Origin of the sequence: Streptomyces odontotermitis (assembly GCF_050510915.1) — a bacterium.
In the GTDB taxonomy this organism is placed as follows: Bacteria; Actinomycetota; Actinomycetes; order Streptomycetales; family Streptomycetaceae; genus Streptomyces.
Window position 1 is genome coordinate 575,288 of record NZ_JBNJLS010000002.1, and the last position, 24,478, is coordinate 599,765.

Genomic DNA, 24,478 nt, shown 5'->3' on the forward strand with positions numbered 1-24,478 from the left:
CCCGCGGACAGGCCCTAGCGGACCCGCTCCACGCGGCGCTCGTCCCAGACCGGCTCCGGCGTCTCGCGGACCTGGCCGTCGCTGCCGAAGACCAGGTAGCGGTCGAAGGCGCGGGCGAACCAGCGGTCGTGCGTGACGGCGAGGACCGTGCCCTGGAACGCCTCCAGGCCCTCCTGCAGCGCCTCGGCCGACTCCAGGTCGAGGTTGTCGGTCGGCTCGTCGAGCAGCAGGGCCGTGCAGCCCGCGAGCTCCAGGAGCAGGATCTGGAAGCGGGCCTGCTGGCCGCCGGAGAGCCGCTCGAAGTTCTGCTCGGCCTGCCCCGTCAGCTCGTAGCGGCGCAGCCTCGACATCGCCGCTCCCCGGTCCTGGGCGTGCTCGCGCCACAGGATGTCGAGCAGCGGGCGGCCGAAGAGCTCGGGGTGGGCGTGGGTCTGCGCGAAGTGGCCGGGCACGACGCGGGCGCCGAGCTTCCACGCGCCGGTGTGCGCGACGGGATTCTCGGAGTCCCCCGCGAGGAGGCGCAGGAAGTGGGACTTGCCGGAGCCGTTGGACCCGAGGACGGCGACCCGCTCCCCGTAGAAGACCTCCAGGTCGAAGGGCTTCATCAGGCCGGTGAGTTCGAGCCCTTCGCAGGTCACGGCCCGGACGCCGGTGCGGCCGCCCTGCAGGCGCATGGTGATGTCCTGCTCGCGCGGCGGCTCCGGGGGCGGCCCGGCCTCCTCGAACTTCCGCAGCCGGGTCTGGGCGGCGTGATAGCGGGACGCCATCTCGTGGCTGACGTCGGCGGCCTGGCGCAGCGTGCGGACCAGCTTCTTGAGCTGCTCGTGCTTCTCGTCCCAGCGGCGGCGCAGCTCCTCGAAGCGCGCGAAGCGGGCCTTGCGGGCCTCGTGGTACGTGGCGAAGCTGCCGCCGTGCACCCAGGCGTCGGCGCCGCCGGGGCTCTGCTCGACGCTGATGATCTTCTGGGCGGCGCGGGCGAGGAGCTCCCGGTCGTGCGAGACGAACAGGACGGTCTTGCGGGTCTCCTTGAGCCGCTCCTCCAGCCAGCGCTTTCCGGGTACGTCGAGGTAGTTGTCCGGCTCGTCCAGGAGCAGCACCTCGTCGGTGCCGCGCAGCAGGGCCTCCAGCACGAGCCGCTTCTGCTCGCCGCCGGAGAGGGTGCGGACCTCGCGGAACTGCGCCTTGTCGTACGGGACGCCGAGCGCGGCCGTGGTGCAGATGTCCCAGAGGGTCTCGGCCTCGTACCCCTGCACCTCGGCCCAGTCGGAGAGGGCCTGGGCGTACTGGAGCTGGGCGGCCTCGTCGTCGACGGTCATGATCGCGTGCTCGGCGACGTCGACGGCGCGGGCGGCCTCGCGGATGCGGGGCGTGGCGACGGAGACGAGGAGGTCGCGCACGGTCGTCTCGTCGCGCACGGAGCCCACGAACTGCGGCATGACGCCGAGTCCGCCGCTGACCGTGACGGTGCCGCCGTGCGGCTGGAGCTCGCCGGAGATGAGCCGCAGGAGCGTGGTCTTGCCCGCGCCGTTGGCGCCGACGAGGGCGACGACCGAGCCGTCGCCGACGCGGAAGGAGACATCACCGAGAAGGGCCCTCCCGTCGGGGAGGTAGTACTCGATGTGTGCGGCTTCCAGGTATCCCATGAGCGGGATTCTCCGGGGCGGGGCGGGGCGGAGGCAAACGCGTTTCCCGGCCCCCGGCCCGCGCCCGGCCACCGGCCGCTCTCGGCCCGCTCCGGGCGGGGTCCGCCGACCCCGGTCGTCGCTAATCTCGAAGGGACGCCGCCGGAATCGCGAAGGGACGCCGTCGGCGTGCTCGTCCGTACACGTCGGCGTACACCCAGGGGGGTGCCCCATGGCCCGGTCGGTGAAGAGCGTCTGGGCGGGCGGACTGACCCACACCGGCGTCACGGTCCTCGCCACGACCGCCCCGCCCACGGCCGGTTCGCTGCGGGTGGCGAAGAACGAGGCGATGACCGGGGCGGCGACCCACGGCCCGGTCACCCCGGACGCCCAGGGCCACCTCCGCTTCCGGCTCACGGGCCTGAAGCCGGCGACCCGCTACTGGTACGTCGTCGACGACGGGCAGCCGAACACCGCGTACAAGGGGACCTTCCGCACGCATCCCGGCCCGCCCGGCGAGCCCCTCTCGTACATCTTCGGCGCGGCGGGCGACGCCGGGCTCACGGGCGAGGGCGACGAGGCGACGGTCACGCGCGCGGTCAGCAACGGGTTCGTGTTCCCGACGATGGTCCGGCAGTCCCTGGCGGAGCAGTGGGCCTGGTTCTCCCACCTCGGGGACCTGCACTACCGCAACATCAAGACGAACAGCCCGGCGCTGTACCGGGCCGCGTACGACGACAACTTCAACTACAACAAGGGCGTGAACCCGGCGGCGCGCCAGGGCCGGTTCCTGCGCACCCAGGCGGTCACCTACGTCTGGGACGACCACGACTTCGGCCCGAACAACTCCGACCGCACCAACCCGGGCAGACCCGCGGCCCAGAAGGTCTACCGCGAGTACGTCCCCTCCTACCCCCTGCCCGACCGGGCGGGCATCCACCACTCCTGGCAGGTGGGCCGCGTCCTCTTCGTCGCCGCGGACGTCCGCTCCTTCCGCGACCCGAACACGGCACCGGCCGAGCCGTCCAAGACGATGCTCGGCAGCAAGCAGAAGGCGTGGATGGAAGCCCTCCTCACCCGCGCCCGCGCGTCGGGCGCCGAGGTCCTGGTCTGGCAGTCCCCGTCCCGCTGGCTGGGCGGCACCGACACCTGGGACTCGTTCCGCCACGAACGCGAGGAGATGATCCAGCTGTTCGGCGACACGGGCTGGCTGGACCGCATGCTGTTCCTGACGGCCGACATGCACGCCCTGTCGATCTGCTCGGGCCCCCACAACCCGTACGGCCGCTTCCCCATGTTCATGTTCGCGTCCATGGACTCCGGGTCCTGGGACACGGGCAGCGAGTACGACATCGGCTCGGTGGCGGGCCGCCGCCAGTACGGGACGGTGCGCGTCGAGGACACCGGGGACACCATCACCCTGACGGGGACGGGCTACCACGACGGGACGGCCCGGATGAGCCATGCCGTGCAGGTGCACGTCGGCCGGGGCGTCGGCTAGGGGGTGGCAGCCCGTGGCCCCGCCTGCCGCCGGGAGCGGGGCGGGCACGATCAGGGACGGATGGGGTACCCGAGCCCCATGACAGCCGACGCGCATGCTGCACACCCAGGCACCCGCTCCCGACTGCTCGCCCTCGACAGCCGCCTCTTCCACGCCGTCGCCACCCGCCACTGGCCCGGCGGGGACCGGCTGCTCCCCCGGCTGAGCCACAGCGCCAACCACGGGGTCCTCTGGTTCGCGGCCGCGGCCGCGATCGCCGCCACCCGGACTCCCCGGGCCCGGCGTGCCGCCGCCCGGGGCACCGCCTCGCTCGCCCTCGCCTCCGCCACCATCAACACGCTCGGCAAGCGCTCGGTGCGCAGGCCGCGGCCGCTGCTCGACGCCGTGCCGCTGATACGGCAGTTGAAGCGGCAGCCGCTGACCACGTCGTTCCCCTCGGGGCACTCCGCCTCGGCCGCCGCCTTCGCCACCGGGGTCGCCCTGGAGTCGGGGGCGTGGGGTGCGGCGCTCGCGCCCGTCGCGGCCGGGGTCGCGCTGTCCCGCGTCTACACCGGGGTGCACTTCCCGAGCGATGTGCTCGCCGGTGCGGCGCTCGGGGCGGGCGCCGCGTTCGCCGTACGCGGGCTCGTGCCGACCCGGTCGCAGCTGCCGCCGCCCGGCCGGCCGCGTGCCGACGCCCCGGCGCTGCCCGGCGGGCGGGGTCTCGCCGTGGTCGTCAACGACGGGGCCCGCACCGCGGAACGGTCCCGCGCCCTGCGCGACGCGCTCCCCCTCGCCGAGTTCACCACCTGTCAACCCGGGGAGCTGGAAGGGGAGTTGGAGAAGGCCGTCGGCCGGGGGGCGCGGGCGCTCGGTGTGTGCGGGGGCGACGGGTCGGTCAACGCCGCCGTGGGGGTCGCCGTCCGGCACGGTCTGCCGCTCGCCGTGCTGCCCGGCGGCACGTACAACCACTTCGCGTACGACATCGGGGTCGAGGGGCCGCGCGAGCTGAGCCGTGCGGTGGAGTGCGGCGACGCCATCGCCGTCGACCTCGGCCGCTTCGCCACGGAGACGGCGGACGGGCCGAGTCAGGGCCACTTCCTCAACACCCTTTCCCTGGGCGTCTATCCGGACCTCGTGCGGCGCCGCGCCCGCTGGGCGCACCGCATCGGCGGCTGGCCCGCGGGGGTGCTCGCGGCCGTGCGGGTGCTGCGCGGCGACGGGAAGCCGATGCGCGCCGAGTTCCGGGGGCGCCCGCGCGCCCTGTGGCTGCTGTTCGTGGGCAACTGCGTCTACCACCGGCTCGGGCCCGCCCCGGGCCGCCGCTTCGACCTCGCGGACGGCCTGCTCGACGTCCGCCTGGTGCACGGCGGCCGCAGGCCCGGCGCCCGGCTGCTCGCGGCCGCGCTCGCCGGGCCCCTCAAGCACTCGCCCGCGCAGGCGGCCGTGCGGATGCGACGCCTGCGGGTGGACGGCGTCGCGCCGGGCACGGCCATGGCGTACGACGGTGAAGTGGCGCTGATCCAGGGTGAGTTGACGGTGGAAAAGGTGCCCGAGGCGGTCACCGTCTACCGGCCGCTGCCCGGCTAGGGACACGGGGGCACACACACGTCGTCCACATCCTGATACGCGTATCTCATTATTCGGCATGGCGGCGTACCGTCTCTCCTGTCACCGCCTCAGCGAATGCGAACGCGAAGGAGTCCGGCCATGCCGAAGGAGACCGCCACCTACACCCACGGGCACCACGAGTCCGTGCTGCGCTCCCACACCTGGCGCACCGCCGCCAACTCGGCCGCCTACCTCCTCGACTCGCTGAAGCCGCACATGAAGGTCCTGGACATCGGCTGCGGGCCCGGCACCATCACCGCCGACCTGGCCGAGCTGGTCCCGGACGGGCACGTCACCGGCGTCGACCACGCCCCGGGCATCCTGGACCAGGCCCGCACGACGGCGGCCGAACGGGGCCTGGAGAACGTCGAGTTCGGCGTCGCGGACGTCCACGAGCTGGACTACCCGGACGACACCTTCTGCGTCGTCCACGCCCACCAGGTGCTCCAGCACGTGGGCGACCCGGTGCGCGCCCTGAGCGAGATGCGGCGGGTCTGCGCCCCCGGCGGCATCGTCGCCGTGCGCGACTCCGACTACGCCGCCATGACCTGGCACCCCCACTCCCCCGCCATGGACGACTGGCTGGACCTGTACCGCCGCGTCGCCCGCGCCAACGGCGGCGAACCCGACGCCGGCCGCCACCTCAAGTCCTGGGCCCTGCGGGCCGGTTACGCCGATACCGCCATCACGTCGACCGCGAGCGCCTGGTGCTACAGCACGCCCGAGGAGCGCGACTGGTGGAGCGGCCTGTGGGCGGACCGCACGGTGGCGTCGGCGTACGCCGAACGGGCCACGGAGAGCGGCCACGCCGACGCCGGCCGGCTGACGGCGATCTCGGAGGCGTGGCGGGAGTGGGGCCGGCAGCCGGACGGCTGGTTCGCCGTGCTGCACGGGGAGATCCTCTGCCGGAAGTAGGCACCTCTGGCGGGGGGGGAAGGGCCGGTCCGGAGGCCGCGACAGCGCGATGACGGTCGCGTGACAGGGGCGCGGGTGACCGTGGTGGCACCGCAGCGGGGAACGCGCCGCGGGTCGTGCACCACGAGTCGTCAGGAGTTGTCCGCCATGCCCACCTTCCCCACCCCCGAGCCCCTCTCCGTGACCGTCGACATCGTCTTCGGGAACATCCGGTTCGTCGCCGGAGAGCGCGCCGACACCGTGGTCCGGGTCCGGCCGGTCGACCCGTCGCGGGAGCTGGACGTCCAGGCCGCCGAGCACGTCGTCCTCGAGTTCGGTGACGGCAGGCTGGTCGTCCGGCATCCGAAGCGGCGCACCGTGTTCACCACCAAGTACGGGTCCGTGGACGTGGTGGTGGAGCTGCCGAGCGGGTCCGATGTGCGGGGGGACACCGCTGAGGGTGAGTACGTCGTCAAGGGTGTCGTCGGGAGCTGTCGGCTGCAGAACGCCATCGGGGACATCCGGGTCGGGCAGGCCGACCGGGTGCGGTTGAAGACCACCGCGGGCAAGGTGATCGTCGACCAGGTGCGCGGGCAGGCCGACGTCAGCGCGAACGGGGACGTCCGGATCCGCCGGGTCGGCGGGAGCGCCGTCGTCAAGAACGCCGGGGGCCACTGCTGGATCGGGGAGGCCGAGGGGGACGTGAAGGTCGGCTCGGCCATCGGGGACATCACCGTCGACGTGGCGCGTGCCGCGGTCGACGCCAGGACCACCAACGGCAACATCCGTGTGGGGCAGGTGGGTCGTGGCTCGGTCGATCTCCACTCCGTCATCGGCACGGTGGACGTCGGTGTCCCGCACGGCACCGGCGTCCGGCTCGACGCGCACACCTCCATGGGGCGCGTGCACAATCACCTGGCGGGGCAGCCCGCCCCGGAGCAGGCCGAGCGGACCGTCAAGGTGCGGGCCCGCAGCAGCGCCGGGGGCATCGTCGTCCGCCGGGCCGAGCAGCCCACGGCCACGCGGGCCGGGCACCCCACGGTCACGCCGTGAGCGTGGCCTCCGCCAGCTCCTGCCAGTCCGCCCGCCCGCCCTCGCGGGTCGCCTCGGCGAACGCCGTCTCGCCGAGGCGCCCCCGCGCCTCCTCCGCGATCCGCGCGGCATCCGGCAGCGAACGGTCCTGCGCGCCGCGCACGGCGTCGCCCGCCGCGAGCAGCCGTACGGCCTGTTCGTCCCGTCCTTGGCGCAGTGCGAGGTCCGCCAGGCCGACGAGGACCTGCGCGATCATCGGCAGATGCCCCACCTGGACCACGGCCCGGAACGCCGCCGCCCGGTGCGTGCGGGCCTCGTCGAGGTCGTCCGTGAGGTAGCCGGACAGGTCCTGGACCACGGCGCGGAGACCGCCCCCCTCGTGCCCGTCGCCCCCGTCGTTCCGCTCCCGGATCGCCGCCAGCTGCGCACGGGCCCGGTCCGGCTCGCCGCGCCACCACGCCAGTTGCCCCACCAAGACCGCCATCGCGTCCAGCGCGTCCGGCCACGTGATCCGGTCCGCGCACCGCTCCGCCTCGGCCAGGGCCGCGTCACTGGCGCGCTCGTCGCCGAGCAGCCAGTACAGCTGGGCCTGCCGCGCCCGGTAGCCGACCACGTCCTCCGTGGTGCCGAACTCGGTCAGGGCGGCGCTCGCCTGCTCGTAGTACTCGCAGGCGCGGGCGAACTCGCCGCGCAGGGCGAGCCGTTCGGCCAGCGAGGTCAGCGCGAGGGAGGCGCCCCACCGCTCGCCGAGCGCGCGGAACTCGGTGAGCGCCGTCTCCATGTCCGCTTCCGCGTCGCGGGGACGTGACGCAGCCGATGCGCCCGGCTCCTGCGGCTCCCCCGACACGGCGTGGCTCAGCACCAGGCGGAACCTGCCGCAGTTGAGCCGGGCCGCCGCCCGCACCCATGGGTCCTCGTCGTCGAGCAGCGCCTCGTAGGCGGCCAGGAACTCCGTCGGCCCCTTCAGCATCTTCTCCAGCGGCCCGACCAGCGCGATCACCGGGTGGCTGCGGCCGTGCCTGCTGAAGCGGTACGCCTCGTGGATCCACTTCTGCGCCTGCTCCGGGCCACCGAACCCGGACGTCACCAGCATGGCCACGAGCGCGTACGCCACCGCCCGCACCTCGTCGGACACCTCGCCGGGCAAGGAGGCGGCCGCCACGCCCAGTTCGGTGCCCTCGGCCTTGCGTCCGCTGAGGAACCAGTACCAGCCCACCGCGGCGACCAGCCGCAGCGCCTCCTGCGCCCGGCCCTCGGCGATGGCGCCCCGCAAGGCGGCCCCGATGTTGTCGTACTCGGCCTCCAGGACGGCAAGCCACTCCAGCTGCTCGGCCCGGCGCAGATGCGGCTCCGCTGTCTCGGCCAGCTCGGTGACGTAGGCGAGGTGCGCCTGGCGCGCCGACTCGGCCTCCCCCGCCTCGACGAGGCGCTGCGCCGCGAACTCCCTGATGGTGTTGAGCATCCGGTAGCGCGGCGCGCCATCGCCGTACGCGCGCAGCAGCGACTTCTCGGTCAGCGCAGTCAGCAGGTCGAGGACGAACTCCCCGTCCGGGCAGACCCGTTCGGCCGCCTCCAGGCTCACGCCGCCCGAGAACACGGACAGGCGGCGCAGTACTTCGCGCTCGTTCTCGCTCAGCAGGTCCCAGCTCCAGTCCACGACCGCGCGCAGCGTCCGGTGCCGGGCGAGCGCCGTACGGCTGCCGCCGGTCAGCAGCCGGAACCGGTCGTCGAGCCGGTCCGCGAGCTGGTCCACGGACATGGTGCGCAGCCGGGCCGCGGCCAGTTCGATGGCCAGCGGCATACCGTCCAGCGCCCGGCAGATCCGCGCCATCGTCGCCAGGGTCCGGTCGTCGGAGCCGATGCCGCGGCGCACGGCGCCCGCCCGGTCCCGCAGCAACCGCACGGCGGGTGCGGCGGCGATCTCCGCCGGGTCCGCGCCCTCCGCGGGCAGGGCGAGCGGCTCGACCTGCAGCAGCGCCTCCCCGGTGATGCCGAGCGGCTCCCTGCTGGTGGCCACGATGCGCAGCCGCCTGCACTCCCCGAGGAGCCGCTCCGCGAACGCCGAGACCTCGTCGAGCATGTGCTCGCAGTTGTCCAGGACCAGCAGCATCGCGCGGTCCCGGACCGCCGCGACGAGCCGGTCCACCGCGTCCCCGCCCGGAGCCCCGCCGGGCAGCGCCTGGTCGCGCAGGCCGATCGCGGTCAGCGTGGCCTGCGCCGGGTCGCCGCCCGCCTGCAGCGCGGCCAGCTCCACCAGCCAGGCGCCGTCCGGCAGCCCGCCGAGCAGGGTCCGCGCGGCCTCCGTGGCGAGGCGGGTCTTGCCGGAGCCGCCCGCTCCCGTGAGCGTCACGAGGCGGTGTCCGGCGACGAGTTCGGTGACCGCGGCGACCGCGCCGTCCTCGCCGTCCTCGCCATCCCGGCCGACGAAGCTGGTCAGCTCGGCGCGCAGGTTCGTCTTCCGGCTCTCCGTCCGGGCGCCCAGCTCGCCGCGGAGCACCGCGGTGTGCAGCGCGGACAGTTCGGCGGAGGGGTCCGCGCCCAGCTCGTCGGCGAGGCGCTCGCGCAGCTGCTGGTACACGGTCAGCGCCTCGGCGGTGCGGCCCGCCTCCGCGAGGCCGCGCATCAGCGCGCCGACGAAGCCCTCCCGCAGCGGATGGCGCGCCACCAGGTCGGTCAGCTCGGTGATCAGTTCCGCGCCACGGCCGAGGCGGGCCTCCGTCTCCATCCGGTCCCCGAGCACGGCGAGATGACGCTCGGCGAGGGCCGTGACCGCGGCGTCGAACGCCTCGCTGCCCTGGAGCGCGATGCCCTCCATGGCCTCCTCCCCGCGCCACAGGCCGAGGGCCGAGCGCAGCAGGTCCGCGCGGGCCGGGTCCTCGGCGGTACGGGCCTGCGCCACGAGGCGCTCGAAGCGGCTCACGTCCACGGCATCGGGGTCGACGGCCAGGCGGTAGCCGCCGGACTTCGCCTCCACCGAACCGTCGGGCAGCACCCGGCGCAGCCGGGACACCAGGACCTGCAGCGCGTTCACCGCGTCCGCCGGCGACTGTTCCCCCCAGATCCAGTCGACGAGCCGCGCGCGCGGCACGATCCGGCCGGGCTCCAGCGCGAGCGCCGCCAGCAGCCCGCGCAGCCGGGCGCCGGGCACCTCCACCGCTTCACCGTCGCCGACCTGCACTTCGAAAGGCCCGAGCATCCCTATTCGCACGCGGTCATCTTGCCGCACGGGCTGCGCCACCGCCTCATCCCTGGCGGGATACGTACGGCCGGAGGGTTCCCACAACCGGGCATACGGGAGGTTCCCTGCCCGCGTCCTCGCCCCGCGCCCTCCCCCTGCGTCCTTGCCCTGCATCCTTGCCGCGAACAGGGGCACTCGGTGGGCAGGAGGTAGACAACTATGGTTCCTGTCTTACTGGTTCTTCTTCTGGCCCTGATTCTCTTCGGGGCAGGCTTCGCGGTGAAGCTCCTCTGGTGGATCGCCGTGGCGGTCCTCGTCGTCTGGCTGCTCGGCTTCCTGATGCGGAGCTCGACGCCGGCGGGCGGCAGGGCGCGGTGGTACCGCTGGTAGACCCGCCGCCACCAGGAACTGAGCCCCCGCGCCAAGCGCGGGGGCTCAGTTTCTGGGCAGCAGTGGTCCGAGCGGCCCGAGGTCCAGATTCAGGTCCTCGGGCCGCAGTCCGTACCGCTCCCGCAGCTCCGTCATCCGTTCGTCGAGCAGCATCAGGGTCAGCCCGATCCGCTCCTCCTGGTCGGGCGAGAGCTCGCCGGTCTCGAAGCGGCGCAGCGCCTGCCGTTCCATGAGCTGACGCAGCAGCTCGACGACGGTCAGGACGAGGGCCACCAAGTCCCGCTCCACGGTCTCCGGTTCGAGGTCCATCGGTCAGTCAGTCCTCCCACGCGGTCGGTCAGTCCTCCCACGTCTCCGTGGAGCCCCACGGGGACGGGACGCGTTCGCTCACCGAGCTGATGAGGGCCTTCAGGTCGATCCGTACGAGATCCACGTCTGCGATCCGCAGGGTCAGGTCGCCGGTGATGACGACGCCGCCCGCGAGCAGCCGGTCGAGGAGGTCGACGAGGGCGACCTCCCGGCGTTCGAAGACGGGGTCGACGACGGGATCGGTGACGGGCTCGGTGACGGTCACGGCGCCACCTCGCCGTCCAGCCCCTCGCCACCGCTGAAGGAGTACGCCGCCCAGGGGCCCGTCAGCTCCAGGCGCAGGCCAGGCTCGCCGCACTTGCTGCGCTCCACCACCTCGATGAAGGGCCCGATGCGCGAACGCTCCACCAGATACGCGGCGTTGAGCACGTTGCGGCCCGGCGCTCGGGAGAGTGTGGCGCTCTGCGGCGGGTGCAGCCGGGCGGCGTCCGCGTGCCGGACGAGCTCGGCGTGCACACGGCGCGCGAACTCCTCGGCCCGCTCATCCGCCTGCTCGCGTGCCGCTCGCTGGGTGCGTCGGGCGCGGAGGTAGTCGCGGCCGGTGGTGGGGCGGGAGGTGGTGTTCGGGGACGGGGTCGGGGCCTTGCCCGGAGCCGGGGCCTTGCCCGGGGCCGGGGTCGCTCGGTCGCCGCCGCTCGACGCGGCGTCGGCCGGGCCCTCCGTCTCGTACACCTTCACTCCCCACTCCACCCGTCCGTCGATCCGCGCCAGCACGGCGGCGAACCGGTCGGCCTCCGCCGTGAGCAGCGCCCGTACGCCCTTCTCGTCCCGGAAGACGGTCGCGAGCCGCAGCGGCAGTGGGGCGGTGACGGCGGTGAGCGCGGCGACCACCTTCTCGTGGGCGCGCGCCGTCTCCGTCAGCCAGTCCAGGTCCTCCAGGTGCGCGCGGAGCTCCTGCTCCGCGAAGTCCCGCGCGGGCACGGGCCCGATGACGGCGGTCAGACCGCCCTCGGTGAGGCAGCGGGGCGCCGCCCCGCCGACTCCGGTAAGCCCTTCGGGGAGCAACCGCTCCCCGAAGGGCCCGCACACCGCGTATACGTACAGCAGGTCATCCTGAGTCTCGTTCAGGGGCTCGTTCAGGGGCTCGTTCAGGCGCTCGTTCAGGGGCTCATCACTCATCTCTGCCTCGCCCTTCCAGCTCCTCCAGCTCCGCCAGGCGGTGACGCAACTCCGCGTTCTCCCGCGTGAGTTCGCCACGGCGCGCCCGCGACGAGAGCGCCGGGTCGGACTCCCACCAGTCGATGCCCATCTCCTTGGCCCGGTCGACGGAGGCGACGACCAGGCGGAGCTTGATGGTCAGGAGCTCGATGTCGAGGAGGTTGACCCGGATGTCCCCGGCGATGACGACGCCCTTGTCCAGGACGCGTTCGAGGATGTCGGCGAGGTTGGCGCTCTCGCCGCGGCCGTAGGGGTCGGGCAGCCGTCCGCCGGAGCGCTGGGGCGTCGTCATCGGCGGCTCCGGCCGCCACCGCCGGCCGCGACGGGTTCGCGCTCTGCCTCTTCGTCTTCCTCTCCCTGGTCCTCTTCGTCGTACTCGTCCTCGGCCCTGCCCTCGTCGTACTCGTCCTCGTATGCGGGCTCGTCCTCGAAGTCCTCGGCGTCCTCGGCGTCTTGGGCGTCTTCGGCGTCTTCGGGCTCGTCGGACTCTTCGTCCTCGTACGCGGCCTCGCCCTCGCCCTCGACCTCGCCCTCATCTTCGCCTTCGTCTTCGTCTTCGAACCGGGGCTCCTCGGAGGATTCCCCCTCGCCGGACTCGTCGGGCTCGTCGTGCTCGTCTCGCTCCTCCCCGGTGTCGGACGCCTGTTCCTCCTCTTCCTCCGCCACCGCGTCCTCATGGCTCCGCACGACCTCGCCGTCGCGGATCTCCCCGCGCCAGCCGTCGCTCGCCTCGCCGCGCAGCGAGATGTGCCGGGCGAAGTGCTTGAGGTCGAGGCGGGCCCTGCGGCCCTGGGCACGCCAGATGTTGCCCGTCCGCTCGAACAGGCCCTTGGGGTAGTACTCGATGAGCAGCAGCACCCGGGTCAGGTTGTCGCCGAGCGGATGGAAGGTCACGACGCCCTTCGTCGTGCCCTTCGCACCCTCGGACGTCCAGGAGATCCGCTGGTCGGGGACCTGCTCGGTGGTGTGGGCGCGCCAACTGCGCTGGGACCAGAAGACCTTGAGCTTCCAGTCGGAGTCGGTGTCCTGCGCCACCGTGGCGCCCTTGACGCCCTTCGCGAAGGTCGAGAACTCCTGGTACTGGGTCCACTGGTCGTACGCCTCGCGGACGGGGACGCCCACGTCGACGTACTCCATGATGACCGTCGGCTTCTGTCCCGCCCCGCCCTTCTTCTTGCTCTTGCCGCCGAGCCCCTTGAAGGCGCCGACGACCTTGTCCTTCAGGCGGCCGCCGCCGAGCTCCACGGCGCTGCGCACCGGGCCCTTGCCCTCGGCGAGCTTCCGGCCGCCCTGGAGCGCCAGGTCGGCGAAGCCGGGGCTGCGGCCCTCGGCGATGTCGTTGAGCCGGTTCGTGGCCGAGCCCAGCTTGTGGCCCACGCCGACCAGCGCGCGCTGGGCCTGCGCCATGAGGAACGCCTGGGCCTCTTCCTTGAGGCGGTCGGCGGCGGGGCTGTCCTTGAGGGTCTTCGTGAGGTCAGTCATCGCTGCGGGCCCCCTTCGAGCGGGCGGCCGTCCGTTCGGAGGCGCGCCCCGACGCGGGCTTCCGGCGCGCGGGAGCCTTTCTCGCCGCGGCCTTCTTGGCCGGGGCCCGCTGGGCGGACTTGGTCGCGGACTTGGCGGTGGACTTGGCGGGCTTCGTGGCCTTCCCGGACGCGGACTTCGCGGGCTTGGCGGACGTCGCGGCCTTGGGGGCGCGCCGCCTGGAACGGTCAGCCTTTCCGGAGTCACCGGAGTCACCGGACTCACCGGAGTCGCTCGATTCGCCGGAGTCCCCTGACGCCTCTGACGCCTCTGACGCCTCTGACGCCTCTGACGCCTCTTCCTCGTCCTCCTCCTCGTCCTCGGACGCCTCCCCGCCCGGCACCACTCCGGCGAGCCGGTCCTGCACGCCGAGCGTGCGGTCGTGCAGGCGGTCCGCGAGGTTGTCCATCTGGCGGGTGACGAGGGAGCCTGTCGCGGCCTTGCCCACGCCGCGCACGTCCTCCCTCAACTGGTCGCCTATCTCCTTGAACTGCGGGTTCTCGGCCAGTTGCTTGCTCACAAAGGTGCCGATGGCCTTCGGGTCCAGGCTCAGCTTGCGGCCCGCCACCAGCGTCCCCACGGCGAAGGCCAGCTTGGCCTTCTTCGTGCGTCCGAGGACGTACCCCGCGCCTACGGCGAGGCCCAATCCCATTCGGTTCATGGTCAGAAGTCTCGATTCATCGTCAGAATTCGCGTTCCGGCTCGTGCCGCAGCCGCTCAAGGAGCTCGCCCTCGAGGCGGTCGAAGGTGGTCTCGTCGATCTCACCCGCCGTCAACTGCTCTTCCAGACGGGAGAGTTCGGCGCGCACGGTCGCCGGGTCGTAGTACTGGCGCTCCGCCTCCGCGACCACCTGCCGCAGCACCCACAGGGCGCCGCGGGCGGGGGCCACGGGCAGGAGCAGGAGTTCACCGACGAGCCCCATGACGGGCCGTCACTCCGAGGTCCGCCGACCGCTGGCCGCGGACGTCGCGGGCGCCGCGGGCTCGGACGGCGCGGGGTCGACGAAGCTGTACGGCGGCAGCGGGCCGTGCACCCGCAGGTCCAAGTGGGGCTGGTTGGTGCGCAGTTCCTCGACGGCGGCCAGGAAGCCCTCGGCCGTGTCGCGGCGCACCAGGAAGGAGAGGTTGGCGAGCCAGCCGGTGCTCTCGGGGCCCGCGCTGACCGCGTCCGCCGCCCGTTCGAGGGCCAGCCGCACCTCGACGCCGTCGCTCTCCTCACGCGCCCGTACGGCATTGGTCACCTGCTCGCCGAGCTCCACCTTTTCCTGGTAACTCCCGCCGCCCGCACGCTGGTTGGCGACGACCATGTCGCGCAGCTCGGGGTTCTCGGCGAGCACCTGGTGCAGCACGGCCTGCTCGTCGTGGCTGGCCTTGACGTTGTACTCGACCCGGCCCGCCAGGGCATGCAGCCGTTCCTCGTAGTGGTCGGCGCGCTCGTCGAGCACCGTCACGACGGACTCGTCGTCGGGGGCGAGGCTGCCGAAGCGCAGCGGCAGGACGGAGCCCGCGGCGCCCGCCTCGCTCAGGACGCTCTGGTGGGCGAGGAGGTCGCGCCGCTTGGGCCGCAGGTCCTCGGGGGCGTCGCTGACGATCGCTGCGAGCTCGCCGTGCTCCAGAATGCGCACCGGGCGCGGCGGGTCGCCGATGCCTCCCATGTCCTTGGGCAGCGCGGGGTGGGAGCGCGCCGCGATGCCGTAGATGTACGTGCTCACTCCTTCTCCTCCTTACGGCGTGCGGACGACGAGGAGCGCCGGGCGCGCGGCCGTTCCTGCGTCTCGCCCTCCTCGCGGGCCTGCTTGAACGCGTCGGAGATGGTCTCGGCCGCCCCGGAGAGCGCGCCCTTCGACTTGCCGCGGGCTCCGGACTCGGTGAGCTGTCCCATCAGGTCGGGGACGCCGGGGCTCTTGCGCGGTCCCGCCTCCAGGTCGAGGCGGTTGCACGCCTCGGCGAAGCGGAGATAGGTGTCGACGCTGGCGACGACCACGCGGACGTCGACCTTGAGGATCTCGATGCCGACGAGCGAGACGCGCACGAAAGCATCGATCACCAGACCTCGGTCCAGGATGAGTTCGACGACGTCATACAGGCCGCTGGTGCCGCCTGAGCCGCCGCTCTGCTGTGCCGGGACGACGGTCATACCGACCGTTCCTCCTTGCCTTGGGGCATACGGGTGTGGGGAGCGCGCGGTCGGCGGCCTACTGGCCGCCACGACGATGTGGGTCGGCCCGCCCGCGCTCGTAGCGGCCGATCCTGCGGTAGCCGGTGAGCTCTCCTCGCTGGTCGAGTTCCACCTCGTAGCTCGCGATGAGGCTCATCGTGTCGGGGACCCGGGCCAGTTCGAGCACTTCGACGACCAGGCGCCAGCCGTCCTCGGTGCGTTCGAAGGACGTCACCGCCTCGGCCTCCAGTCCGGTGAGCTCCACCAGCTGGTCGCGCGCCTGGCGCAGCACGGTCCCCGTGTCTCGGGGTGCTTCAGGTGCAGCTGCTGCTTCGGGCGTGTCCGCCGCTTTGCGCGTACGGGGTGCTTTGGGTGTTCGGGATGCTTCAGCCATGGCCACCTCCGGGTCCGGGTCACCAGGAAGGGCCGGGTCAAACACCGAGGGCGCGCAGCCTGCGGCGGGCCGGGCCGAGGGCGCGGCCCCGGTTCAGGAGCCCTTCCCAGGGGTTGGTGCGGGCCTGTTCGACGGCGTCGGCGACGCTCCAGCGGCGGGCTCCCAGGCCCGGTTCGTCGAGCTGGGCCCAGGCGAGCGGGGTGGCGACGGGCGCGCCCGGCCTGGCCCGCACCGCGTACGGGGCGACGGCGGTCTGCGCGTAGCCGTTGCGCTGCACGTCCAGGTAGAGGCGCGCGCCGCGGTCCTTCTTGCGGGCCGCGGTGGTGAGCTCGTCGGGGTGGGCGGCGACGAGGCCGTCGGCGAGGTCCTTGGCGAAGGCCCGGACGTCGTCGACGTCGTGCCGGCCGTCGAGGGGTACCACGATGTGCAGTCCGCGCGAGCCCGTCGTCATCGGCGCGGAGGGCAGGCCCACCTGGTCGAGGCGTTCGCCGAGCAGGTGGGCGGCGGCGCGCACGGCGTCGAAGTCGTCCCCGGACCCGGAACCGGCCCCGGACCCGGGCGGGTCGAGGTCGAAGACCAGGCGGTCCGGGAAGTCGAGGTGTCCGGTGCGGGACTGGAAGCGGTGCAGGGTGAGGCATGCCTGGTCGGCGAGGTAGAGGAGGGTGGCGGTGTTGTCGCACACGGTGTGGCGCAGGCTGCCGCCCTCCTTCTTGGGGACCTCGGCCCGGGTCACCCACTCCGGGTAGTGGTCGGGGGTGTCCTTCTGGACGAAGCGGGGCCCGCCCACGCCGTCGGGCAGCCGCTCCAGCATCAGCGGGCGCCCGCGCAGGTGCGGGAGCATGAAAGGTGCGACGGCCCGGTAGTAGGCGAAGAGGTCCGCCTTGGTCACCTCGTTCTTGATTCCGTTCCCGTCCTCGCTCTTGGGGAAGAGGACCTTGTCCGGCCGGTGCAGGTGCACGGTGTGGCGACCCGCCCGTACCGACTGGGTGCCGTTGTCCATGGTGGCTGACTCGCTTCCCTCTCTCGTTGAACCCACCTGGTCAGGGGGGTTATCTCCACCCCACGGCCGGTGGCCCTCCGGCGTGTTCCCGGCGTCTCGCCCCGGCAGCATCGAGCTATGACGAAACCCTCCCGCCTCCGTCCTCCGTACGATCCGCTGGGCGCCGACGCGCCTCCGGCGCCCGCTCCCGTGCACGCCGCCTTCGTGCTCTGGCTGGTTGCCGTCGCGGCCGGCGTCTTCGAGACCGCCGTCGCCGTGGTGGACCGGGCCACCGGCGCGGACGGCTCCCTCGGGGCGCTCGCCGGGGGCGTCGCGCTGCGCATGGCGGTGTTCTCGGCGGCCGTGCTGCTCGCCGTGCAGCTGCGGCGCGGCCGGAACTGGGCGCGGTGCGCCCTCGCCGTCGGACTCGGGGTGTTCGGGACGCTCTCACTGCTGATCGGGCCCGTCCAGTGGCTGGCGGACGGGCACGACATCGGCGACACGGTCACGGATCTCTCCGTCGCCGACGTGCTGTTCGGGGCGAGCCGGGTGCTGCACCTGGCGGCCGTGCTCACCGCCGTGGTGCTGATGTTCCGGCCCGCCGCGAACGCCTACTTCAAGCGGGCGACGCCCGGCAGGCCCGGCTCGCTCACCGCACCACCGCCTGCTCGGTGAGCAGCCGCGCCGCAGCCGCGATCGACTCGGCGTCGATGCCCGCCGCGTGCAGCTGCTCGGCCGGGGAGGCCGAACCCGGCATGGTGCGCACGGCGAGCCGCACCAGGCGCGGCACGGGGATGCCGTCGGTGAAGACGTCCAGGACGGCGTCGCCGAGGCCGCCCTCGGGCCGGTGGTCCTCGACGGTGAGCAGACAGCCGGTGCGGGCGGCCGCCTCCCGCAGGGTGCGCTTGTCGACGGGCTTGACGGAGTACAGGTCGACGACGCGCACCTGGATGCCCTCGCGGTCGAGCAACTCGGCTGCGGCCAGGGCCTCGTGGACCGTCACGCCCGCCGCGACGACGGTCAGCCGGTCCGCGTCGGACGAGCGCAGCACCTTCGCGCCGCCGACGGGGAACTCCTCGTCGGGCCCGTAAAGGACCGGCATGTCCCCGCGGGACGTGCGCAGGTACCGCACCCCCTCCAGCTCCGCCATCGCCGCGACGAGCCGCCCCGTCTGGTGGGCGTCGCACGGGTAGAGGACCGTCGAGCCGTGCACGGCACGGAACATCGCGAGGTCCTCCAGGCCCATCTGCGAGGGACCGTCCTGTCCGATGGCGCAACCGGCGTGCGAGCCCACGAGGTTGATGCCCGCGCCGCCGACCGCCGCCATCCGGACGAAGTCGTGGGCGCGGGAGAGGAAGGCCGCGAACGTCGAGGCGTACGGCACCCAGCCGCGCGCCGCCAACCCCACCGCGGAGGCGACGAGTTGCTGCTCGGCGATGTAGCACTCGAAGAACCGGTCGGGGTGTTCCTTCGCGAAGTACTCGGCGCGCGTCGAGTCGCCGACCTCGCCGTCAAGGGCGACCACGTCGCCGCGCGCGGTGCCGAGGGCGGTGAGGGCCTGCCCGTAGGCGGTGCGGGTGGCGACGGACTCGCCCACCTCATGGCGGGGCAGCTCCAGGTGGCCGGAGCGCACGGCGTGCAGCATCCGGGCAGCGGGCGGCGTCTGGACGTGGACGTGCACGTCGCGCACCCCGCCCAGCTCCTCGATGGCCGCCTCCGGGTCGGGCAGCGGCTTGCCGTGCATGCCCTCGCGGTCCTCGACGGCGGCGACGCCCCGGCCCTTCAGGGTGCGGGCGAGGATCGCGGTGGGCTGGCCGATGGTGGACTCCGCCTCCTGGAAGGCCCGGTCGACCGCGTCGGGGTCGTGCCCGTCGACGGCGACGACGTGCCAGCCGAAGGCGATCAGGCGGCGCGCGTACTCCTCGAGGTGCCACTGGTGGCGGGTGGGCCCGCGCTGACCGAGCCGGTTGACGTCGACGATCGCGGTGAGGTTGTCCAGGTGCTCGTACCCGGCGTGCTCGGCGGCCTCCCACACCGAGCCCTCCGCCAGCTCGCTGTCCCCGCACAACACCCAGACCCGGTAGGGGATCCGGTCGAGCCGCTGCCCGGACAGGGCCATCCCCACGCCGATCGGCAGCCCCTGTCCGAGCGAGCCGGTGGCAACCTCGACCCAGGGCAGGCGGCGCGGGGTGGGGTGCCCTTCGAGTCGGCCGCCGAGGGTGCGGAAGGAGAGGAGTTCGTCGTCGTCGATGGCTCCGGCGGCCTTGTAGGCGGCGTAGAGGAGAGGTGAGGCGTGCCCCTTGGAGAGGACGAACCGGTCGTTGCCGGGGTGTTCGGGCCGGTCGAAGTCGTAGCGGAGGTGCCGGGTGAGCAGGACCGCCATGAGGTCGGCGGCGGACATCGACGAGGTGGGGTGCCCGGATCCGGCGGCGGCCGCGGCCCGGACCGAGTCGACCCGCAACTGCCGGGCGAGCTCGGTCACCTCGAGGTTGGCGTGGTTCAGGGGCATGGTCAGCGGTCCTCTCCTTCGGGTCGTTCGTTGCGCTCTTCCTCGGGCCGCGGCGGCCCGCCGGGCAGCCGGGCCACTTCCGGCGAGGCCGTGTCCAGGGGCACCGACCACGACCGGACCAGGCCCAACTGGACGTCCTGGCGCGGCAGTACGGCGTCCAGCAGCCAGTCGGCGGCGACCCGCACCCGGTTGCCGGGCATGGCCGCGAGGTGGTAGCCGCGGGTGACGGCCCCGGCGAGCGGCCCGGACAGCGGGATGCCGAGGGGGTTGGCGGCCGCGCGGGCGCCGCCGAGGTCGACGGTGAAGCCGAGGTCGTGGTGGCGGTAGGAGCGCCGGTTGCCGAAGCCGAGGGACGCGGCGACGTTGGCGCCTGCCACCTTGCCCTGGCGCCAGGCGTGCTGGGCCGTCATCGGCGTGTACTCCCCCGGCCTGGTCAGATCGGGCACGGCGGCGGCGTCCCCGCACGCGAACACCTCGGGGTGCCCCGGCACGTTGAGATACGGGTCGACGAGCAGCCGCCCGCGCTCCAGCGGCCTGCCGACGCTCGCCACCAGCGGATCGGGCCGCACGCCGACGCACCAGATCAGGGTCCGCGAGTCGATGAACTCCCCGTCGTCGAGGAGCGCTCCCTCGGGCGTCGCCTCCTTCACGGAGGTGCCGGTGCGCACGTCGACGCCGCGCAGCCGCAGCACGCGGTCGGCGGTCCCGGACAGCCTGCGGTCGAGCTCGGGCAGCACCCGGTCGGCGATGTCGAGCAGCAGCCAGCGCGGCCGCATCCCGCCGCGCAGCGGATGCTTGCGCACGAGCGCGTCGGTCAGCATGGCGCCCTGCGCGGCGAGTTCGACACCGGTGTAGCCGCCGCCGACGACCACGAAGGTGCACCTGGACCGGCACTCGGCCGGATCGTCCGCGGCCGCCGCCAGCTCGATCTGCCGGATCACGTGATCGCGCGTGTACAGGGCTTCGGGGATCCCCCGGAACCCGTGCGCGTGCTCGGCGACGCCCGGCACGGGCAGCAGCTTGTTCACGCTCCCGACGGCGAGCACGAGCCGGTCGTACGTCAGCTCCCCGTGCCCGCCCTCGGGATCGGTGTACCGCACGGCGTTCCGGTCCAGGTCGACGCCGTCGGCCTCGCCGAGGACGAGGCGTACGCGGGGCAGGGTGCGGCTCAGCGAGACGGTGACCCGGCGGGCTTCCAGGAGGCCCGCGGCGACCTGGGGCAGCAAGGGCAGATAGAGGAAGTAGTCGGTGGGGTTGAGCAGGGTGATGTCGGTGTTGCCGCCCCGGTGCCGGCTGAGCCGGGAGAGGGTGCGGGCGGTCTGGTAGCCGGCGAACCCGGCCCCGACGACGACGGTGTGGGACCGGCCTGTGCCGCCGCTGCTGCGGTCGGCGCTGCGGCCAGTGGATCGGATCGGGATACGGGTCACGGAAACGCCTCCGGCGCGGTCGGACGGACCTCCCGCGTGCCCTGACCCGGACCTCCCAAACGCGACGCCGCGACTCCACGAACGGCACTGCACGGCACTTCGCGGCAGATCACAGCACATCACGGCACATCACAGAGGTGGGTTTGGACCACGCGAGCCCGGATACCCGCACCGCGCTCATCCCGCCCGAACCGGTCTCCGGCTCTTCCTCTCCCGCGAGCCGGAGACCGGCCCGTCACGCACAAGGCACGAGGCCCCCTTGAAAGACACCGTCAGCATCGAGCCCCCGGCCGTCTCCGCCTACACCGTCCCCACGGACGCCCCGGAGGCCGACGGCACCAGCGCCTGGGACACCACCACCATCGTGATCGCGGAGGTCACGGCGGGCGACGCGACCGGCACCGGCTGGACGTACGCGCCCGCGGCCGCCGCCGACGTGGTGCACGAGTGGCTCACACCCGTCCTCACCGGCCGCGACGCCCTGGACATCCCCGCCGCCCACGACGCGATGACGCAGTCCGTGCGCAACACGGGCCGCCAGGGCCTCGCGGGCTGCGCCCTCTCGGCGGTCGACATCGCCCTGTGGGACCTGAAGGCGCGCCTCCTGGAACTCCCTCTCGTACGGCTGCTCGGCGCCGCCCGCGACGACGTCCCCGTGTACGGCAGCGGCGGCTTCACCACGTACCACGACACGCATCTGGCGGCCCAGCTCAACGGCTGGGTGCACGGCCAGCAGATCCCCCGCGTCAAGATCAAGATCGGCGAGAGCTGGGGCCGCGCGGCCGCCCGCGATGTGCACCGGGTGGCCACGGCCCGCGAAGTCATCGGCGACCAGGCCGAGTTGTACGTCGACGCGAACGGCGGCTACACCCGCAAGCAGGCCGTACGGGTCGGCAAGGCGCTCACCGAGCACGGCGTCGGCTGGTTCGAGGAGCCGGTCTCCTCCGACGACCTGCGCGGACTGGCCCTGGTCCGCGACCACCTGGTCTGCGATGTGACGGCGGGCGAGTACGGCTACGACCTGGCGTACTTCGCCCGCATGATCCCCGCGGTGGACTGCCTCCAGGCGGACGCCACCCGCTGCGGCGGCCTCACGGAGTGGCTCCGCGCGGCGGCCCTCGCCCAGGCCCACGGCCTGGAGGTCTCGGCCCACTGCGCCCCGCACATCCACGCCTCGGCCGCGGCCTGCGTCCCGAACCTGCGCCACATCGAGTGGTTCCACGACCACGTGCGCGTCGAGTCCCTCTTCTTCGACGGCGCCCTCGACCCGACGGGCGGCGTGGTCCGCCCCGGCTCCGGCATCGGCCACGGCCTGACGCTGCGCTCGGACGACGTGGAGACGTTCAGGGTGGCGTGAGCCACGGCCCGTAGGACCAGGTCCCGTTGGGCTGATTCCATTGGCGTGAACCGCGCTCGCACTGCGAGTCTCGGTCCATGGATCCGGCTCTGGAGATCGTTGACGTCCTGCTCATCGGCGGCCGCTCGGGCGCGGGCAAGTCCTCCGTGGGCTGGGAGGTCGCGGCGCGGCTGCGGGCCGCGGACGTGGCGCACGCGTTCATCGAGGGCGACGTCCTGGACGCGGTGCACCCGGCGCCCGAAGGCGACCCGGACCGTTCACTCCTCACCGAGCGGAACCTGGCCGCGCTGTGGGCCAACTACGCGGCCATCGGCTGCCGTCGGCTCGTCTACACGAACACGGCGAGTGTGATGGCGAGCGAGGAGTGGATGTTCCTGAAGGCGTTGAGCGGGCCCGGTGGGCGGTATCAGGTCCGGATCACGCGGGCGCTGCTCACGGCGACGGACGCCACCGTCCGGGTGCGGCTGACCGCGCGGGAGCAGGGCTCGGAGCGGGAACGGCAGCTGCGCCGCTCGGCGTTCATGGCGGGCCTGTTGGAGAGGCGGGTACCGGAGGGCGCGCCACGCTACGCCACCGACGGCCGCACCGTCGTGGAGGTGGCCTCCGAAGTGGCCACCTCCTGGCTGGCCCGCACCGGGTGAGCACCCGGTGCGGGCCGGTCGAGCGTCCGGTGGCGTCAGCCTCGGTGGTGCGGGGCCTCCGGTCCCGGCGTTCCGGTGCCGGGGGTGGGGGCGGGGCCGGCGGGCGGTGCCGGGGGCGGGGCGGGAACGCCCTGGGCGCCGCCCGGCGGGGTGACCGGAGGGGCGACCGGCATGCCGGCTCCCGTCTCCCCGGCCCGCGTCTGCCCGCCGCCCGTCATCGGCGGCACCGTCGTGGGCGGCACCGTCGTGGGCGGGGCCGTCCGCGCCTCGGCCCGCGGCGGACGCGGCCGTGCCGCCTGGCGCAGCATCATCGCGAAGCCGCCGAGCGCCACGCCCACGATCAGCGCGGCCGCCCAGCCGGGCAGCCCGAGCGCGATCGCGAGGCCCGCCGCGACGACCAGGGCGCCGCCCGCGTACAGGGCGAGGGTGCCGGAGGCCGCGTACAGCTTGGCGGTGCGCCGCTGCTTCTCGGTGTGGGCGCGCACCTCCTCGCGGAGGCAGGCGCTCAGCTCCTCGTGGAGCGAGTCGTGGAGCGACTCCCGGAGCCCGTCCCGTACGGCCTGCTCCAGGGCGCCGTCGATGGTCCCCGCACGCGTGGCGCGCATGCCGGGACCGTCGGTCCCTTCCTTCATGGTGTGCAGCCTGTCGCGTTCAGTCATGGCGGCCGAGTACCCCCGCACCACGGCGCGTAACGGCACGCCGGCCGGGTACCCGCCGGCCCGCACCCCGATACGGAGGAAGAGGACCCCCGCATGACCGAGCACGCGAATCCCGACCGTCACGTCGATGTCGTGGAGCTCCTCCAGGCCCAACACGCCCGCATCCGCGTCCTGTTCGACGAGGTCGTGGCCGCCCAGGGCAGCGAGCGCGAGCTGTGCTTCCACGAACTGGTCCGGCTCCTCGCGGTGCACGAGACGGTGGAGGAGGAGGTCGTCCACCCGTACGCCCGGCGCACCATCGACGGCGGCGACACGGTGGTCGGCGAGCGGCTGCGGGAGGAGCAGCAGGCGAAGCGCGCGCTGTCCCGTCTGGACGGCATGGACGTGGACTCCCCCGACTTCCTGACCCGGTTCGCGGCACTGCGGCAGGACGTGCTGGCCCACGCGGACTCCGAGGAGCGCCACGAGTTCGCCCCTCTCCGGCTCGCCGCGGACCGCTCACGCCTGGAGGTCCTCGCGCGGGCGGTGCAGGCGGCGGAGGCCCTGGCCCCGACCCGGCCGCACCCCGGCGCGGACACGGCCCTCAAGAACGTGGCGCTCGGCCCGATCGCCGTGGTCGTCGACCGCACCCGCGACACGGTGCGCAGGGTCGCCGACGGGCACACCTGACCCCGGTCCCGGGAGCCGTTCCCCCGAAACGATCTCGCGGCCCGCCGACGCCAACTAGGCTCCTCCTCATGGAGATCCTGGGAGCCACGCTGCGCATCTGCGTCGAGGACCTGGAGTCCTCGGTCGCCTTCTACGAACGGCTCGCGGGCGGCAAGGCGATGCGCTTCGAGCGCGGCGGCGTCTCGGTCGCCGCGATCGGCTGCTTCCTGCTGATGAGCGGCCCCGAGCACGAGCTGGAGATCCTGCGGAAGGTCTCCGCGACGATCGCGGTGCCGGACGTCGACGAGGCGAACGAGGTCCTCACCGCGTCCGGGGCCCGCGTCATCGCGGGCCCCGTGCCCACGCCCGTGGGCCGCAACCTCATCGCCCTGCACCCGGACGGCTCGGTCTTCGAGTACGCGGACCGCAAGCAGGGCTGAGCAAGGGCAGG

26 protein-coding genes are annotated in these 24,478 nt (G+C 73.4%); 10 read left to right on the forward strand and 16 right to left on the reverse strand.

All coding sequences use genetic code 11. The features are described 5' to 3' along the window. Positions 1-14 precede the first annotated feature (14 nt). Entirely contained in the window at positions 15-1,643 is a 1,629-nt protein-coding gene (locus ACQB60_RS08735; protein WP_496925253.1) for an ABC-F family ATP-binding cassette domain-containing protein, read from the reverse strand. A 211-nt stretch (positions 1,644-1,854) separates the two neighbouring features. Between ACQB60_RS08735 and ACQB60_RS08740 the strand changes: the two genes are divergently transcribed. The 4 genes from ACQB60_RS08740 to ACQB60_RS08755 all read left to right on the forward strand — a co-directional run bounded on the left by ACQB60_RS08740 (position 1,855) and on the right by ACQB60_RS08755 (position 6,660). Next, a complete protein-coding gene (locus tag ACQB60_RS08740) occupies positions 1,855-3,123 on the forward strand; it encodes an alkaline phosphatase D family protein (RefSeq protein ID WP_496925254.1) in 1,269 nt (422 codons plus the stop codon). A 78-nt stretch (positions 3,124-3,201) separates the two neighbouring features. Then, complete coding sequence (locus ACQB60_RS08745) at positions 3,202-4,692, forward strand: bifunctional phosphatase PAP2/diacylglycerol kinase family protein (protein WP_496925255.1); 1,491 nt, start codon at positions 3,202-3,204, stop codon at positions 4,690-4,692. Positions 4,693-4,812: 120 nt separating this feature from the next. After that, positions 4,813-5,628 (forward strand): class I SAM-dependent methyltransferase, encoded by an 816-nt coding sequence (locus ACQB60_RS08750; protein WP_496925256.1) that lies wholly within the window; start codon positions 4,813-4,815, stop codon positions 5,626-5,628. Between the two features lie 147 nt (positions 5,629-5,775). After that, entirely contained in the window at positions 5,776-6,660 is an 885-nt protein-coding gene (locus tag ACQB60_RS08755; RefSeq protein WP_496925257.1) for a DUF4097 family beta strand repeat-containing protein, read from the forward strand. On the opposite strand, the gene ACQB60_RS08760 is transcribed toward ACQB60_RS08755, so the two are convergent. Next, complete coding sequence (locus ACQB60_RS08760) at positions 6,650-9,847, reverse strand: AfsR/SARP family transcriptional regulator (RefSeq protein ID WP_496925258.1); 3,198 nt, start codon at positions 9,845-9,847, stop codon at positions 6,650-6,652. The two genes, ACQB60_RS08755 and ACQB60_RS08760, sit on opposite strands and share 11 nt — an antisense overlap. 189 nt (positions 9,848-10,036) lie before the next feature. Here ACQB60_RS08760 and ACQB60_RS08765 point away from each other — a divergent pair, with 189 nt between their 5' ends. Continuing rightward, the gene (locus ACQB60_RS08765; protein WP_496925259.1) at positions 10,037-10,207 is read left to right on the forward strand and encodes a hydrophobic protein; all 171 of its coding nucleotides are present in this window, start codon (positions 10,037-10,039) and stop codon (positions 10,205-10,207) included. 45 nt (positions 10,208-10,252) lie between these two features. On the opposite strand, the gene ACQB60_RS08770 is transcribed toward ACQB60_RS08765, so the two are convergent. Genes ACQB60_RS08770 through ligD form a run of 11 tightly spaced genes read right to left on the reverse strand, consistent with a single transcriptional unit; the run spans position 10,253 to position 16,807 of the window. Then, positions 10,253-10,516 (reverse strand): gas vesicle protein K, encoded by a 264-nt coding sequence (locus tag ACQB60_RS08770; protein ID WP_496925260.1) that lies wholly within the window; start codon positions 10,514-10,516, stop codon positions 10,253-10,255. A 28-nt stretch (positions 10,517-10,544) separates the two neighbouring features. After that, on the reverse strand, positions 10,545-10,781 hold the full coding sequence (locus ACQB60_RS08775; protein WP_496925261.1) for a gas vesicle protein: 237 nt from the start codon (positions 10,779-10,781) through the stop codon (positions 10,545-10,547). Beyond that, positions 10,778-11,695, reverse strand: a complete 918-nt coding sequence (locus ACQB60_RS08780; protein ID WP_496925262.1) for a GvpL/GvpF family gas vesicle protein — start codon at positions 11,693-11,695, stop codon at positions 10,778-10,780. The genes ACQB60_RS08775 and ACQB60_RS08780 overlap by 4 nt, the downstream gene beginning before the upstream one ends. Continuing rightward, entirely contained in the window at positions 11,688-12,026 is a 339-nt protein-coding gene (locus ACQB60_RS08785; protein ID WP_496925263.1) for a gas vesicle protein, read from the reverse strand. Before ACQB60_RS08785 ends, ACQB60_RS08780 begins: the two co-directional genes overlap by 8 nt. After that, positions 12,023-13,216, reverse strand: a complete 1,194-nt coding sequence (locus tag ACQB60_RS08790) for an SRPBCC family protein (protein ID WP_496925264.1) — start codon at positions 13,214-13,216, stop codon at positions 12,023-12,025. The genes ACQB60_RS08785 and ACQB60_RS08790 overlap by 4 nt, the downstream gene beginning before the upstream one ends. Further along, positions 13,209-13,916, reverse strand: coding sequence for a DNA primase (locus ACQB60_RS08795; protein ID WP_496925265.1), 708 nt, complete (start codon positions 13,914-13,916; stop codon positions 13,209-13,211). The genes ACQB60_RS08790 and ACQB60_RS08795 overlap by 8 nt, the downstream gene beginning before the upstream one ends. Positions 13,917-13,938: 22 nt before the next feature. Then, positions 13,939-14,178 carry a gas vesicle protein GvpG gene (locus ACQB60_RS08800; RefSeq protein ID WP_496925266.1) on the reverse strand — a complete coding sequence of 80 codons (240 nt, stop codon included), beginning with the start codon at positions 14,176-14,178 and terminating at the stop codon, positions 13,939-13,941. Positions 14,179-14,187: 9 nt separating this feature from the next. Further along, positions 14,188-14,967, reverse strand: a complete 780-nt coding sequence (locus ACQB60_RS08805) for a GvpL/GvpF family gas vesicle protein (protein WP_496925267.1) — start codon at positions 14,965-14,967, stop codon at positions 14,188-14,190. Then, positions 14,964-15,392 carry a gas vesicle protein GvpJ gene (gene gvpJ / locus ACQB60_RS08810; protein WP_496925268.1) on the reverse strand — a complete coding sequence of 143 codons (429 nt, stop codon included), beginning with the start codon at positions 15,390-15,392 and terminating at the stop codon, positions 14,964-14,966. The genes ACQB60_RS08805 and gvpJ overlap by 4 nt, the downstream gene beginning before the upstream one ends. A 58-nt stretch (positions 15,393-15,450) precedes the next feature. Beyond that, entirely contained in the window at positions 15,451-15,807 is a 357-nt protein-coding gene (locus tag ACQB60_RS08815; RefSeq protein ID WP_496925269.1) for a gas vesicle protein GvpO, read from the reverse strand. Positions 15,808-15,844: 37 nt separating this feature from the next. Beyond that, complete coding sequence (gene ligD / locus ACQB60_RS08820; RefSeq protein WP_496925270.1) at positions 15,845-16,807, reverse strand: non-homologous end-joining DNA ligase; 963 nt, start codon at positions 16,805-16,807, stop codon at positions 15,845-15,847. 117 nt (positions 16,808-16,924) lie between these two features. Here ligD and ACQB60_RS08825 point away from each other — a divergent pair, with 117 nt between their 5' ends. After that, positions 16,925-17,461: a hypothetical protein gene (locus tag ACQB60_RS08825; protein ID WP_496925271.1), complete on the forward strand. Its 537-nt coding sequence runs from the start codon at positions 16,925-16,927 to the stop codon at positions 17,459-17,461. Here the strand turns inward: ACQB60_RS08825 and ACQB60_RS08830 are convergent. Together ACQB60_RS08830 and ACQB60_RS08835 are read right to left on the reverse strand one after the other, a co-directional pair. Further along, complete coding sequence (locus tag ACQB60_RS08830; RefSeq protein WP_496925272.1) at positions 17,436-19,295, reverse strand: transketolase; 1,860 nt, start codon at positions 19,293-19,295, stop codon at positions 17,436-17,438. The two genes, ACQB60_RS08825 and ACQB60_RS08830, sit on opposite strands and share 26 nt — an antisense overlap. Before the next feature lie 2 nt (positions 19,296-19,297). Then, the gene (locus ACQB60_RS08835) at positions 19,298-20,722 is read right to left on the reverse strand and encodes an NAD(P)/FAD-dependent oxidoreductase (RefSeq protein WP_496925273.1); all 1,425 of its coding nucleotides are present in this window, start codon (positions 20,720-20,722) and stop codon (positions 19,298-19,300) included. A gap of 259 nt (positions 20,723-20,981) precedes the next feature. On the opposite strand from ACQB60_RS08835, the gene ACQB60_RS08840 reads away from it, so the two are divergent. Beyond that, the gene (locus ACQB60_RS08840) at positions 20,982-22,079 is read left to right on the forward strand and encodes an enolase C-terminal domain-like protein (protein ID WP_496925274.1); all 1,098 of its coding nucleotides are present in this window, start codon (positions 20,982-20,984) and stop codon (positions 22,077-22,079) included. 77 nt (positions 22,080-22,156) lie between these two features. Continuing rightward, positions 22,157-22,720: a hypothetical protein gene (locus ACQB60_RS08845; protein ID WP_496925275.1), complete on the forward strand. Its 564-nt coding sequence runs from the start codon at positions 22,157-22,159 to the stop codon at positions 22,718-22,720. Between the two features lie 35 nt (positions 22,721-22,755). Here the strand turns inward: ACQB60_RS08845 and ACQB60_RS08850 are convergent, their stop codons facing one another. Continuing rightward, positions 22,756-23,379, reverse strand: coding sequence for a phage holin family protein (locus ACQB60_RS08850; RefSeq protein ID WP_496925276.1), 624 nt, complete (start codon positions 23,377-23,379; stop codon positions 22,756-22,758). Between the two features lie 93 nt (positions 23,380-23,472). On the opposite strand from ACQB60_RS08850, the gene ACQB60_RS08855 reads away from it, so the two are divergent. Together ACQB60_RS08855 and ACQB60_RS08860 are read left to right on the forward strand one after the other, a co-directional pair. Next, positions 23,473-24,048 carry a hemerythrin domain-containing protein gene (locus ACQB60_RS08855; protein WP_496925277.1) on the forward strand — a complete coding sequence of 192 codons (576 nt, stop codon included), beginning with the start codon at positions 23,473-23,475 and terminating at the stop codon, positions 24,046-24,048. Positions 24,049-24,116: 68 nt separating this feature from the next. Next, positions 24,117-24,467: a VOC family protein gene (locus ACQB60_RS08860; RefSeq protein ID WP_496925278.1), complete on the forward strand. Its 351-nt coding sequence runs from the start codon at positions 24,117-24,119 to the stop codon at positions 24,465-24,467. Positions 24,468-24,478: the final 11 nt, after the last annotated feature.